The sequence below is a fragment of the Spongiibacter sp. C9W genome (assembly GCF_057370015.1).
This window is the reverse complement of sequence record NZ_CM170672.1, coordinates 3,253,459-3,265,838: the sequence shown is the minus strand read 5'-3', so window position 1 is coordinate 3,265,838 and position 12,380 is coordinate 3,253,459. Positions and strand designations below refer to the sequence as shown.

The 12,380-nt window shown below is 56.4% G+C and carries 10 protein-coding genes and 1 tRNA gene; 5 read left to right on the top strand and 6 right to left on the bottom strand.

The features are described 5' to 3' along the window. Positions 1 to 212: 212 nt before the first annotated feature. A tRNA-Arg gene (locus AC2Q8J_RS15495) sits at positions 213 to 289 on the bottom strand. A 105-nt stretch (positions 290 to 394) separates the two neighbouring features. Next, on the bottom strand, positions 395 to 1,489 hold the full coding sequence (locus AC2Q8J_RS15490) for an SMP-30/gluconolactonase/LRE family protein (RefSeq protein ID WP_486451732.1): 1,095 nt from the start codon (positions 1,487 to 1,489) through the stop codon (positions 395 to 397). 172 nt (positions 1,490 to 1,661) lie between these two features. On the opposite strand from AC2Q8J_RS15490, the gene AC2Q8J_RS15485 reads away from it, so the two are divergent. The 4 genes from AC2Q8J_RS15485 to AC2Q8J_RS15470 all read left to right on the top strand — a co-directional run bounded on the left by AC2Q8J_RS15485 (position 1,662) and on the right by AC2Q8J_RS15470 (position 5,157). After that, positions 1,662 to 2,090 carry a hypothetical protein gene (locus AC2Q8J_RS15485; RefSeq protein WP_486451731.1) on the top strand — a complete coding sequence of 143 codons (429 nt, stop codon included), beginning with the start codon at positions 1,662 to 1,664 and terminating at the stop codon, positions 2,088 to 2,090. Positions 2,091 to 2,157: 67 nt separating this feature from the next. Continuing rightward, the gene (locus AC2Q8J_RS15480) at positions 2,158 to 2,634 is read left to right on the top strand and encodes a DUF411 domain-containing protein (protein ID WP_486451730.1); all 477 of its coding nucleotides are present in this window, start codon (positions 2,158 to 2,160) and stop codon (positions 2,632 to 2,634) included. A 10-nt stretch (positions 2,635 to 2,644) separates the two neighbouring features. Continuing rightward, entirely contained in the window at positions 2,645 to 4,480 is a 1,836-nt protein-coding gene (locus AC2Q8J_RS15475; protein WP_486451729.1) for a copper resistance system multicopper oxidase, read from the top strand. Further along, positions 4,477 to 5,157 carry a copper resistance protein B gene (locus AC2Q8J_RS15470; protein WP_486451728.1) on the top strand — a complete coding sequence of 227 codons (681 nt, stop codon included), beginning with the start codon at positions 4,477 to 4,479 and terminating at the stop codon, positions 5,155 to 5,157. The genes AC2Q8J_RS15475 and AC2Q8J_RS15470 overlap by 4 nt, the downstream gene beginning before the upstream one ends. Before the next feature lie 139 nt (positions 5,158 to 5,296). On the opposite strand, the gene AC2Q8J_RS15465 is transcribed toward AC2Q8J_RS15470, so the two are convergent. Further along, entirely contained in the window at positions 5,297 to 7,756 is a 2,460-nt protein-coding gene (locus tag AC2Q8J_RS15465) for a TonB-dependent receptor (protein ID WP_239547818.1), read from the bottom strand. Positions 7,757 to 8,060: 304 nt separating this feature from the next. On the opposite strand from AC2Q8J_RS15465, the gene AC2Q8J_RS15460 reads away from it, so the two are divergent. After that, the gene (locus AC2Q8J_RS15460) at positions 8,061 to 9,050 is read left to right on the top strand and encodes an AraC family transcriptional regulator (RefSeq protein ID WP_204996798.1); all 990 of its coding nucleotides are present in this window, start codon (positions 8,061 to 8,063) and stop codon (positions 9,048 to 9,050) included. On the opposite strand, the gene AC2Q8J_RS15455 is transcribed toward AC2Q8J_RS15460, so the two are convergent. The 3 genes from AC2Q8J_RS15455 to AC2Q8J_RS15445 all read right to left on the bottom strand — a co-directional run bounded on the left by AC2Q8J_RS15455 (position 9,047) and on the right by AC2Q8J_RS15445 (position 12,235). After that, positions 9,047 to 9,916, bottom strand: a complete 870-nt coding sequence (locus tag AC2Q8J_RS15455) for an alpha/beta fold hydrolase (RefSeq protein ID WP_486451727.1) — start codon at positions 9,914 to 9,916, stop codon at positions 9,047 to 9,049. The genes AC2Q8J_RS15460 and AC2Q8J_RS15455 overlap by 4 nt on opposite strands. 14 nt (positions 9,917 to 9,930) lie before the next feature. Then, the gene (locus AC2Q8J_RS15450) at positions 9,931 to 11,475 is read right to left on the bottom strand and encodes a flavin-containing monooxygenase (RefSeq protein WP_204996796.1); all 1,545 of its coding nucleotides are present in this window, start codon (positions 11,473 to 11,475) and stop codon (positions 9,931 to 9,933) included. A 121-nt stretch (positions 11,476 to 11,596) separates the two neighbouring features. Beyond that, positions 11,597 to 12,235 carry a DUF2959 domain-containing protein gene (locus AC2Q8J_RS15445; protein ID WP_204996795.1) on the bottom strand — a complete coding sequence of 213 codons (639 nt, stop codon included), beginning with the start codon at positions 12,233 to 12,235 and terminating at the stop codon, positions 11,597 to 11,599. Positions 12,236 to 12,380: the final 145 nt, after the last annotated feature.

Below are 12,380 nucleotides of genomic sequence, written 5' to 3'. Positions count from 1 at the left end.
CGTCTTGCAGACGTCTAAATTTGCCGACCTTAGCCCCAACGACCGAGAAACGGGCTCACATTAAAACTTGAGAGCTACGCAGTAACTGAGAGGTGAGCTTGAGCGAGAGGTCTTCAAAATGTGGCACAGAACCTATCACGGTCGTGCCACAACACCTTTATGGAAGCATAAAAAACCCGGTGCTGCTTTCGCAATACCGGGTTCTTAAATAGTGGCGCGCTCGGGAGGATTCGAACCTCCGACCGCCTGGTTCGTAGCCAGGTACTCTATCCAGCTGAGCTACGAGCGCGTCGAGGTGGCGTACTATATTCAAGGTGGTTTTAGCTGTCAACGGGATTTTGAAAAAAAGCTTAAAAATCCTCGCGTTGAACGACTTTTAACCAACTCAACCGCGCTATTGCGCGGAATACGGCAGGCGCAGGATCCGGTCGCCAATAAAGGAGCCCACGTACACAGCATCGTCCACCCGCTGGGCAACGGTGCCTGCGCCCATAGGCGGCCCGGACACACTGACCACAACTCGGCTTTGCAGAGTGTCTGGGTCGAGCTCCACAATATCAAATGCCGCGGGACAGGCGCCCTCTTCAATACTGGGGCACACAATGAAATCCCCCAGCGTGAAGTTGTGGCTGGCGATTAGCAGCTTGCCGCGACCATCCCACTGGCTGTTGTCCGGATGGCTAATGTCCACTTCCGCAAGCAGCTTGCCTGTGTGGCGATCCAGTTTTTGCAGCGTTGAACCCGCCCAAAGGTTTACAAACAGGGTTTCGCCATCTGCCGAGATTTGAATGCCATTGGGGTAGTCACCGCTAAACCCTGGCAGTTTGCTAAATTGTTCACCGTCCCACACCCAGATGTGGCCAGGGTTAAAGCCCGCCAGAGCGGTAATCTCCTGCCAACCCAGTGTACCGACCGGCGCGTCGCCGCGGGTATACATGTGAGTGGCCATAAAGCCGCCCTCAGGCAAGGCCACAATATCATTCAAGAAGCTGCCTTCAGGGGGAATAACGCAGCCGCGCCAAAAGGGTTCAATCGCGCCGTCTTGGTCACGCAACTCGAAAAACTCCACCGACTCACGGCCACCGTGGTTAACCACCAGCAATTGCAGTGTGCCGCTCTCGTGGCGCGAGAGGTGAATGCCGTGTGGCGCGAAGACGCTTGGGTTAGGCGCGGCACAATCGGCATCCCCCCAACCATCAGAAACCGCCACCTCAGCCATCGGCCATACCTGCTTGCTGCCATCCCGGGTATCCAGCAGGGCCAAAGACCCCGCAATGCTGCCGTGACCCGCCGCCATTTGACTGACGACCAAATGGCGGCCGTCGGGCATGAGCTCCATATCTTCGGGCTTCTGCCAACCACACAATACCTCTCGCTCCGCCACGCCCTGGCAGTCACTAATTACCTGAGGGCGCTCAACGCAGCCAGCCAGCAAGAATGCTGTTATCAATAACGTTTTTTTCACCGTGTTGTCCTTATCGTTATTCACCGCAGACCACCCTGCCGCAAGCGGTGTAAAAAAACCAGTTGTGTCGCGGTCAGTGTTTTTTCTTGACCCTGTAGCAATGAATAGGCTTTAGCGTGGACAATATTGAACACTCTCGACCCCGGCACCTGGCAGCGTAATACCCTGCCTAACCAGAGCTTGTTACACTGTGGCCATGACACAACGATTGCACATTGCCGTATGGATTTTATTGGTGCTAAGCCAACCACTGCTGGCGCTGGAGAGTAGTGCTTCCAGTTTGGCCAGTGAACCCCAGACAAGCCCTACGGCAGTAGCGATGCAGCACTTGGCAAATGCCAGCTGCTGCACTCACCCCAATCAGCAAATGGATTGCGAAGGTCACCAACATTGCCAATCCACCGAAGAAGCGTCGGCCCACCACTCTGGCGATCATACTGGACTCGATCACAGCCGTTGCTGCGAACAACACTGCGACTGCGCCAATAGTAGCTGCGGGCCAAGTCTGCTCAGCCAACTGGTATTAGCGGTTGCAACATCACGCGACAGTATGATCAACAGCGCCGCCGCTGCTTCAGCAAAACGTTACAACGAGCGCCTGTTACGTCCGCCTATTTCTGCGTAATCACCCCCTGTAGCGCGGCAGAATGTACTTTGCCGCAAGTGATTATCGACTTTATAGGACGTTTCCAATGACACTTCGCACTACTATTTTGGCGGGCTTTGCAGCAGCTAGCCTAAGCATTTTAGGCAGCCCCTTACACGCGCAATCAACAAAGGCTGAGCTCACGGTTTATAAATCCCCTCAGTGCGGCTGCTGCACAAAGTGGGCTGACCACATGGATGAAAACGGCTTTGACAGCACCGCGATAAATCGTCACGACATGGCCACACTAAAGGCCAGCCTCGGCGTTCCGAGCGGGCTCCAGTCCTGCCATACCGGCCAAGTGAAGGACTATGTGTTCGAGGGGCATATACCCGCCGACGTAGTAAAACGCTTTCTTGAAAATCCCCCAGAGGATGCCTACGGCCTCGCCGTGCCCGGTATGCCAATCGGCAGCCCCGGCATGGAAATGGGCACGCGCCACCAAGACTACGATGTCATTTTGCTAAAACGCAGCGGCGAGCACGAGGTGTATACCCGCGTTAGTCAGCACAACGCGCCGTAGGAGAACAACAATGAAACGTGAATATCCACCGGCCAACATCCCGCGCCGGCGCTTTGTCACGGGTGCAGCTAGCGTTATTGCCCTGACAGGCCTCGCAGGCTGCGCGAGTCAGGCACCCCATCAGCAGGCGGAACAACGCCCTAGCGCAGAATTACGCGGCAATCGCTTTGACCTGCACATCGACTATCTACCGGTAAACATCACGGGACTCGACAGTCTGGCAACGGCGGTCAATGGCAGCGTGCCCGCCCCGACCCTGCGCTGGAAGGAAGGCGAAGAAGTGCATATCCGCGTGCACAATCACCTGCCCCATACCAGCTCAATACACTGGCATGGCTTGATTTTGCCAACGGATATGGACGGCGTTCCCGGGCTGAGTTTTGCCGGTATTCCGCCCGGCGGTTACTACGATTACCGATTCCAGGTAAAGCAGAGCGGCACCTACTGGTACCACAGCCACTCTGGGTTTCAGGAACAGACGGGGCTCTATGGCGCCATTATTATCGACCCTGCAGACGACGACCCGGTCGCCTATGATCGCGAGCACGTCATTGTACTTTCCGACTGGAGTGACGAAGCCCCCGAGGCGCTCTATGCCCGCCTGAAAAAGCAGAGCCATTACTATAATCGACGCGAACGAACGGCCGTCGATTTGTGGCAAGACATTCGCAGACAAGGCATTGCCGCCACTTGGCGCGACCGCGCCATGTGGAACCGTATGCGCATGAGCGACAGCGACATTGCGGATATCAACGGCATCGCCTACACATTTTTAGTGAATGGGCTCAGCCCAGATGCAAACTGGCTTGGCCAATTCTCCGCCGGCGAACGCCTGCGCTTACGGGTGATTAATGCCGCGGCCATGACCCTGTTCGACGTTCGTATTCCCGGCTTGACGATGACAGTGGTTGCCGCCGATGGGCAAAATATCCAGCCGGTCAGTGTTGATGAATTTCGCATCGCACCGGCAGAGACCTACGATGTGATCATTCAGCCCAGCGCCGACCGTGCTTACACACTGTTTGCGCAGAGCATTGATCGCAGCGGCTATGCGCGGGCAACGCTCAGCCCCAATAAGCAGTGGCAGGCCGAAATACCTGCGATGGACCACATTGTGAGGCTCGACCACCGAGATATGGGGATGGCTCACGACAACAGCGCGCACACCTCGATGGCGGGCGACACCATGCCAGCGATGCAGCACAAACGGCCTTCCCACGAGGCGCATGCTCACCACGGCCATCACGCGATGATGTCTGAGCCGCTGCCAGATACCCCAGCACCTGCTGGCCGGGGCAGCAAGCAAACAATCCAGCATGCCGCCACTGAATTTGGTGTAGGTGTGGACATGCGCGCAGGTATGCCTGCCAACGGCCTTTCCGACCCAGGCATTGGCCTGCGCGAGCACGCCCAGCGCTATGGCAGAAAGGTTCTGCGCTACAGTGACCTGTTCGGCCTTTACCCCACCCGCGACCCACGCGACCCGGAGCGAGAGCTGGCAATCCACCTTACCGGCAATATGTCTCGGTACATGTGGTCGATGAACGGCGTCATGTTCGACGACGCCGAGCCGATCATTCTGCGCCACAACGAGCGCCTGCGCTTTGTCGTCGTCAACGACACCATGATGACCCACCCCATTCACCTGCACGGCCTGTGGAGTGAGCTGGAGACCGGCGACAGTGGCCACATCCCGCGCAAACACACCGTCATTGTGCAGCCAGGGTCGCGTATCAGCTACCTCGTTAGCGCCGATGCCATTGGCCGCTGGGCCTATCACTGCCACCTGATGTTTCACATGCCCGGTATGTTTCGCGAGGTTCGCGTAGTGGGAGGCAAGGTATGAAGAAACACTATGTACTGTGCGCCGCGCTACTGGCGGGCCCCGCGTTGGCCGGGGGCAAAGCCGACCCCGTGCTGGCAAAGTTTATGGTCGACGAAGTTGAGCAACGCAGCGACCGTCAGCAGGCGTTTAGCCTCCAGGGGTGGCTAGGGACTGACCTCAACAAACTGTGGCTAAAGGCTGAACGCGAAGCGCACGACGGCTCCACAGAGGACGCGGAACTTCAGCTTCTGTACAGTCGCGCCATCGCGCCCTATTGGGATCTTCAAGGGGGACTGCAACGAAGCTTCAGTGAGGATGGTAGCGACGACAGCGTGGTTATCGGCATACAGGGCCTTGCCCCCTACCACTTTGAAGTCGATGCCGCGGTGTTTATCAACGACCAAGCCGAGCTCTCGGCCGAGCTGGAGCTTAGCTACGAGCTGAGGCTGACCCAGCGTTGGATTCTGGAACCGGAAATCACACTTGAAGCAGCCGCTCAGGGCGACTCGGAAAATGGGGCCGGCCTGCGCCGGGAGGAGCACGCCTTGCGGCTCTACTACTATCCAGAGCGGGAATGGGCACCCTATATCGGCGCAGTGTGGCAGCAGCTGTATGGCGACACCGCCGACATTGCGCAACGCCGTGGCAACCCCCGCCAGCAGGAACAGTTTGTGGTGGGAGTGCGCGCCTGGTTCTAAGTGGCGAGCGACTATCCCGTAAACCTATAGCCCATAAAAAAGGCCCGCATTACGCGGGCCAACATAACCTGGAGAGGTTATTCGGTTGCCGAAGCACGCAGCCGTGCTGGCGCTTGGCTTAAAACGCTGTGATCACTTCCTAGAAGCGCACCATTAACTCTGCACCGTAGCTGCGCGGCTCACCCGCGAGATACTGGTCGAAACCAAAGCCAGCCTGCAGGTTGATCGCATAGCTATCGTATTCCTCATCGGCCAGGTTTTTGCCCCACACAGAAATACTGTAGCTGTCGTCATTGGCATACCAACTGATGCGACCGTTGTATAACCAGTAGGCATCCTGGCGAATTTCACCGTAGCCATAATCGTCGTTGTAGGCGCTGTACCACTGATCATCCTGGAAGTTGGCATTCACATTGACGCTAAGGTAGCCGTGCTGAGTGACGAGCACATCGTAGTCGGCCGAAATACTAAAGTTGAACTTGGGCGCCGAGATCAACTCATTGCCCGACAGGTCAACCGTATCGTCCTGATTGGCGATGGTCTCAGTATTCGCCAAGGTCAGCTCGGTGTACTCCGTATCTAGATAACCGGCTCCCAGTTGCAGGGTAAGACGCTCCGTCACCCGCGCCCACAGCTCGGCTTCCAAACCCTGAATAGTGGAACCACCGGCATTCTCCAAGAAGTTGGAGATGCCCACCACGTTAATGAACTGCTGATTGGTGTAGTCATAATGGAAGGCCGCGGCATTCAAGCGCATGCTGTTATCAAATAAATCGGCCTTAAAGCCCACTTCGAAGGCGTCGATATATTCTGGCGACGCATAGGCAGTTTCCAGCGGTCGCTCGATGTAATAAGCACCGCCGTTAAAGCTGCCGCTGCGATAGCCTCGGCTCGCACTGGCATAGACCATCAACTCGTCGCTGAGTCGGTAATCCAGCCCCACTTTGCCTGTCCACTCTTTCTCAGTGGTATCCAGCTCGGGTGCCGAATCCAGGGTGTAAGGGCCGTGGGTATAGCCGGTCTGCGTGATCTGCAGCAATTCCAATGGGTTTTGTAACAGACTCTGAATATCACTCACGGTGAGCGGCAGAGTGATCCACGCATTATCAACACCGGTGGTGTTGCCGGGTACATAGCTACCGCGCGGCGTGCCGTCGTTGGCCAGGCGCGAGATATTCAAATAACTCAGCGTGTTTTTGTCCTGGGTGTAACGCAGACCGACATCCATGCCAAAGTTCGCACTAAAGTCGAAACGCATTTGGCTGTATACCGCGGCGCTGCTCTTTTCGGTCGCCAAACGTTGGTCCAGCTTACCGAAGTCGATCAAGTAGGGAAAAATGGGAATGGTATCTGGCTTCGCCAAGCCCACCCGCAGATCGGGGATCTGATTGAAAATATCGTAGATATTGTTCATGTACAGGTCTTCCTGACCATAGAAGACCCCGGCAATGATGTTAAACATGCCGTCAAAATTCGAGGTAAAACGCAAATCCTGGCTGTAGCTAATGGAGTCAGAGGCCCAGGTTATTTCCAGCAGGCCATTGGGGCTGCCGTCGGTGTCGGCCTTTTGATAATAATCGGCATCCAAGTAGGAGCTGACCGACGTCAGGCTGTAGTTTTCGGCGTTGTAGTTAACCGTAAGCACGGCCAGGTCCGTGTTAGTGACCAGCGCGCCGGCGTTGTTCACCTCACTCTCATGGAAGTCCAGGCCACGGCTGGGGCGTGAATAACCGGTGTAGTCAATAAAGCCGTTGGAGTCGCCTTCTAGACCCGTACCTCGCAGGTCGGTGCGTGGTTCATTGCGCGGCGGTGTGCTGATCGCATCATTATTCGAGGTGGTGTATTTCAGTACCGCGTCCCAGGCATCACTAATGCGCCAGTTTAAGGCCAAGCGCGCGCCTTTAAAGTCGGTTTGTGCGGCATTCTCATCTTTGCCACGCACGTTAACGTAGCCGTCATTTTTCTTAATGCTGCCGGCCAAGCGGCCAGCCAACACACCGGGAATCAGCTCAGACTCGGCAGCGGCCTCAACGGTGGTGGCGTTATAACTGCCCGCGCCAAGTTTCAGGAAGCCACTCGCTGGCTCATCAAAGCCAGGTGTGCGGGTAATAATATTGATGGCACCACCAGTGGTGTTCTTCCCGTAAAGCGTGCCCTGCGGGCCGCGCAAAACCTCCAGGCGCTCAACATCAAAAAAGTTGGCCCCGTGGCTGTATACCGGGCCGAGATAGGCCTCATCAACATAGACGCCTATCGGGCTCGCCTGATTGGAGCTGTAATCAGACATACTGACCCCGCGAATGGAGAAGATCGGCTGAACGTCACCATAGGGGCCGCTGACCTGCATATTCGGCACCTGGGCCGAGACGTCGTTGGCGTTTTCAAAGCCCAGTTTATCCAACTGATCCCCACCCAGACCGGTGACTGCCACGGGAATATCTTGTGCACTCTGAGAACGTTTTTGCGCCGTGACCAACACTTCTTCAAGTGCCGGTGCGCTGTGGGCCGTTAACGATACCGCCAGCGCGGCGGTCACTGCGCTGCGCATCGCCACTGCCGAACCACGGTGGGCGAGCCTTTTCTTCTGATCGCGGGACATGAACCACTCCTTACTCATCCGGCTGTGCGCCGGTTATTGCTTATTATCAGATGCCGTCATTGGCGATGCTTGTTAAGGACATCGCCCAACGGCAGTGACGAAAGTCTACAGCACAAATAATTGATATTTTCGGACATTTATCCCAATCCTCGGACATATTTATCAAATTGAGCGCCAGGTTCTGCACCTCTGCGGGGCAACGCCGTTGCACAAACGAGAACGATTAGCGATACTCAATTTATAATTTCGGACATAACAACAGATGGGTTAAGTGATGCAAAACTGGGACTTCTGCCGCAGTGTAATGAGCGCGCAAATTCTGGTGTCGTTGGGAGAAGAGCTAGGCGCCCCCATACACGCCCTGCTTCACAATAGCGGTCTGAGCCAAACCCACCTCAACAATCCTGAAACAGTGGTTGAAGCCCAGAGTGAACTTGCCGTTATCCGCAACCTGCTTGGAGCACTGCCGCCCATCGAAGGCTTGGGCCTGACCGCTGGGCAGCGCTACCAACTGTCTGCCTACGGCATATGGGGCTTTGCCATCGCCAGCAGCCCCACTCCGAGAAAAGCCATTGAACTGGCGCGGAACTATCAGGAGCTTACCTTCGTTTTTGCAGGCTTTACCATTGCAACGCGCGGCGATAAAACGTGCATTATCTTTGACGACAGCGATGTGCCAGAAGATGTTCGCCTGTTCTGCCTGGAGCGCGAAATGGCCGCCGCCGCGGTAATTATGCGCGAGCTGCTGGGCAGTGATTTTCAACCCGACAGGGTGTGCTTCCGTCACCCGCGCCCGTCGTATGCCGAGCGCTACCACGACAGCTTCGGTGGGCCGGTTGAATTTAATGCCGAATATAATGCCCTGGAATTTCCCAATTCCTTATTGGATATCCCGCGCACCGTCGGCAATGAAAACACCGCGAATCTACTGGCAAAACAATGTGGCGAGCTGCTCGCCAGCCGCAGTGCACGCCGCGGCCTTTCGGGAAAAGTGAGGGAATTGCTGTTGCGTCAGCGCCCCATGGAGATGGACATGGAGGCGGTGGCAAGCAGCCTGCACATGACCTCCCGCACCCTGCGCCGCAAACTCGATGCCGAAGGCAGTTCATTTCGCCAACTCAGCGACGAGATCCGCCTCACACTGGCGGAAGAGCTACTGCGCAGCACGCCCTTGAGTATTGAACAGATCGCCGAGCGATTATCCTACGCTGATGCCTCTAGCTTCTCGCAGGCTTTCAAACGTATGACCGGCAATACCCCCGGCGCCTTTCGCAAGACTCACCAACGCCGCTAGGCCAGTGAGGAGAGAAACTGTTGGTAGCACTTGGCACTGGCGGCGGGGCGCTCCAGCATCGGCAAGTGACCCGTCTGTTCCATAATGGTAACGCTCGCGTGGGCCAACATGGGTCGCATCACCTCCACGCTACTGACGTCGAGCACTCTGTCCTGACGCCCCCAGATAACCAGTGCGGGCAAAGACAAGGCAGGCAGTACAGCATCGAGCCCACCGTATATTTCCTGTTGGTACTGACGGAAAATAGCGGCGATACATTCTCGGCGCGCCATCGCCGCTCTGGCCATATAGTTGCGAACCAACCTGGGGAGAAAGGGCTGCTTCTCACACACGAGGGCTAAGAGTCGATCAAAGTCTGACTCCGACGACACCAGCAGGGGGTTTACCCCTTTCTCCAGGTCACGCTCCATATCGCAGCGTTCAGGCGCTTGAATACCGCCATTATTAAACAAGCAAATACTGCGCAACTGCTGTGGATAGCGCTGGGCATATACTGCCGTTAAGTGCCCACCCATTGAGCTGCCTGCCATGTGGCAGCGACCGACGCCGAGCGCTGACAAGAGCCCTCTCAACCGCTCGGCCTGGGCAGCCATACTGTAGTCCAAGCCCTGTCGGCAGGGGTTTTCACCAAAGCCCGGCAGGTCCACGGCAATTACGTGGTAATTTGCGCGCAGCCGACCGGCGAAACGCGTCCAGTTGTCTTTGTCGGCGCCAAAGCCATGCAGCAATACAATCGTCTCGCGCTTCCCCACGCCACCTTCAAGATAGTGCCAAGGCTGTTCGCCCACCATGCAAAACTTTGCTCGCAGGCCACAGCGCCAGCGGTCAGCAGCCAGCGCTGCACGCGCCAAGTGATCACTTAACATCGCATGCTCCCCGGCTAATTGATCGATGGCGACGCATGGCTTTCTGCCATATGCGCTGCGCTGGCGGGGCTGAACTGGTAGTCATCAGGCGTAAAACGCCGGTGCATCGCCCGAAAACGAAAGGTGAAATCCGGCCATAGCTGAGTGATTTTGCCGCTGCGGTGCTTGTACCAGCTGTCGCAGCCCGTGGCCCATATTGAGGTATCAAGCCGTTTGTGCAGCGCGCGGTTAAACTGCTTCTGCACCGCCTCACGCACTTCAACTTCCACACAATGGCGCTGCTCGCATTCGTCCAACAGCCGGCTGATCGCCTGTATTTGCGTTTCGATCATGTACACCATGGAGCTATGCCCCAGGGTTACGTTCGGGCCAACGATTAGCATCAGGTTGGGAAAGCCGTTAACCGTTGTGCCCAAATACGCTTCTTCACCATCGCGCCATGCCTCTGCCAGAGACTGGCCCCCGCGACCGTGAATGATCTGAGCAATGGGGTTTTCGGTGGCATAGAAGCCCGTGCCAAAAATAATACAGTCCACCTCGCGCTCGGTGCCGTTGGCATCGACGATACTGTGCTCGCGAATCTCTTGTATGCCATCGCTCAACAAGCTGACATTCGGCCGCTGCAGGGCGGGGTACCAGTCATTGGAAATCAGCACACGCTTACAACCCACCGGGTAGCTTGGCGTGACTCGCTCGCGCAGCGCCGGGCTTTTTACCTGACTACGTATGTGCTGCAGTGCCATGCGCTCATACAGTTTCATTAGCGAGGGGTGCAGCACCATTCCCAGGATGCGGGTTTCATTGTGGCAGTAAATCTTGCTGCGCAGCGCCAGGCGTACGCCAGGCAAGTAGCGAAAGGCTGCCTTTTCCAACTCACTGTATGGCCGGTCTTTGCGGGGAATAATCCAGTTCGGTGTACGTTGGTAAACATCGAGTTGCGCGGGCTGGTCGGCAATTTCAGGTACAAATTGGATGGCCGACGCGCCGGTGCCAATCACCGCCACGCGTTTACCGCGCAGGTCGTAGCTGTGATCCCAGTTGGCTGAGTGAAAGCACTTTCCGGCAAAGCGCTCCACCCCCGGAATATCCGGCAGGCGCGGCTCGGCCAATCCACCGTTGCCGCTGATCAGCATGCCGACATTGTAATTCCCGCCTGTGGTCTCCAGCTGCCAGCGCTGGCTGTGCTCACAGTAATGGGCAGCGTTGAGTTGGTGGCCAAACCGAATATGAGGCAGCAAATCCCACTTTTCCGCCACCTCGCGCAGGTAGCGCTTTAACTCTGGCTGGGTGGGATATACCCGCGACCAGTCACAGTTGGGTTCGAATGAAAAAGAGTACAGATGAGAAGGCACATCGCAGGCGGCGCCGGGGTAGTGATTATCTCGCCAGGTACCACCGACATCCTCGGCACGCTCAAGGATGATGAAGTCTTCCCGTCCCTTTTTTTTCAACTCTATCGCCATACCCAGGCCGGCAAATCCGGTGCCGACGATGGCATAACTGTGACGTGTTGCAGAGGAACCGCTCGATGGCGCGAGCGACGGTGCAGCAGATGGCATAGGCGTTACCTGTTATTTCTTTTATGAACTACCGCCAAGCTTAGGGGCCGCTAGTCCTTCACCCAATGTCTGCGAAGGACACATCATTTAGTTATTCGGACAGGCACAGACCGGGCTGCCACTACCGCAATTGCGCGATAAACCCTTCCGACTCGGCGATAGCAGCCTCCATGGTTGCAATTAATGCGGTGACATCGCGGTCGATGGTGGCCAATTCACCCTTGATGGCTGAGATCGCCGAAGCATTGAGGTTGTGCTTCAAATACAGCACATTGTCTTGCAGGTTATCCAATACGGGCGCCAAGCTTTTCTCTGAGCGCCGCAGACTTTTGCGCAGGCGGTTGTAGCGATTTTTTGTGTCGCGGAGTTTGGCCGCACTGTCATCTCGCAGGCGCGCATTACTGTAAAGCGAGAGCTCGTCCTCCCACTCCTCAAACAGGGCCTCAGCCACGCTTTCCACTGCGTCGATACGGTCGCGGATGTCGTCTGCTGCCGCGCGACTGTCTTCAAAGCTAGCATTGAGACGATCGTAAAGTTTTTCTAAGTCGCCGCCGTCAAAACTCACCACCGAGCGAAACTCACCCAAGGCATCGCGGAATTGTTCCTGCGCCTCGCGCTGCGATTCCGTTGCCTCTTCCACGCGATCAACCAAAATGTCTCGCTTGTGGATCCCCACCTTTTCCATGGCGTTGTAGTAGGTGGATTCACAGGCAACAAGAACCAGTGCAGCAATGACAAGAAATAAGCGCTTAGCGACCATAGGGCATTCCAGTTAGTGGGCGGAGAACAGACCTTGTGTTGTGTAGAGTAGTGTTCTGTGCAAAAGCATAGCGCCCCGCCGCGCTGCGCACAAATCGCATTGCGCACAACTCCGCAACGGCGACTATAGTTAGACGCAAAGCGAT

What these genes read in the sequence shown, in the direction of transcription:
- AC2Q8J_RS15470 (WP_486451728.1), top strand. Translation starts at nt 4,477, where the DNA reads ATGAAGAAACACTATGTACTGTGCGCCGCGCTACTGGCGGGCCCCGCG.
- AC2Q8J_RS15475 (WP_486451729.1), top strand. Translation starts at nt 2,645, where the DNA reads ATGAAACGTGAATATCCACCGGCCAACATCCCGCGCCGGCGCTTTGTC.
- AC2Q8J_RS15445 (WP_204996795.1), bottom strand. Translation starts at nt 12,235, where the DNA reads ATGGTCGCTAAGCGCTTATTTCTTGTCATTGCTGCACTGGTTCTTGTT.
- AC2Q8J_RS15465 (WP_239547818.1), bottom strand. Translation starts at nt 7,756, where the DNA reads ATGTCCCGCGATCAGAAGAAAAGGCTCGCCCACCGTGGTTCGGCAGTG.
- AC2Q8J_RS15455 (WP_486451727.1), bottom strand. Translation starts at nt 9,916, where the DNA reads ATGTTAAGTGATCACTTGGCGCGTGCAGCGCTGGCTGCTGACCGCTGG.
- AC2Q8J_RS15450 (WP_204996796.1), bottom strand. Translation starts at nt 11,475, where the DNA reads ATGCCATCTGCTGCACCGTCGCTCGCGCCATCGAGCGGTTCCTCTGCA.
- AC2Q8J_RS15480 (WP_486451730.1), top strand. Translation starts at nt 2,158, where the DNA reads ATGACACTTCGCACTACTATTTTGGCGGGCTTTGCAGCAGCTAGCCTA.
- AC2Q8J_RS15485 (WP_486451731.1), top strand. Translation starts at nt 1,662, where the DNA reads ATGACACAACGATTGCACATTGCCGTATGGATTTTATTGGTGCTAAGC.
- AC2Q8J_RS15460 (WP_204996798.1), top strand. Translation starts at nt 8,061, where the DNA reads ATGAGCGCGCAAATTCTGGTGTCGTTGGGAGAAGAGCTAGGCGCCCCC.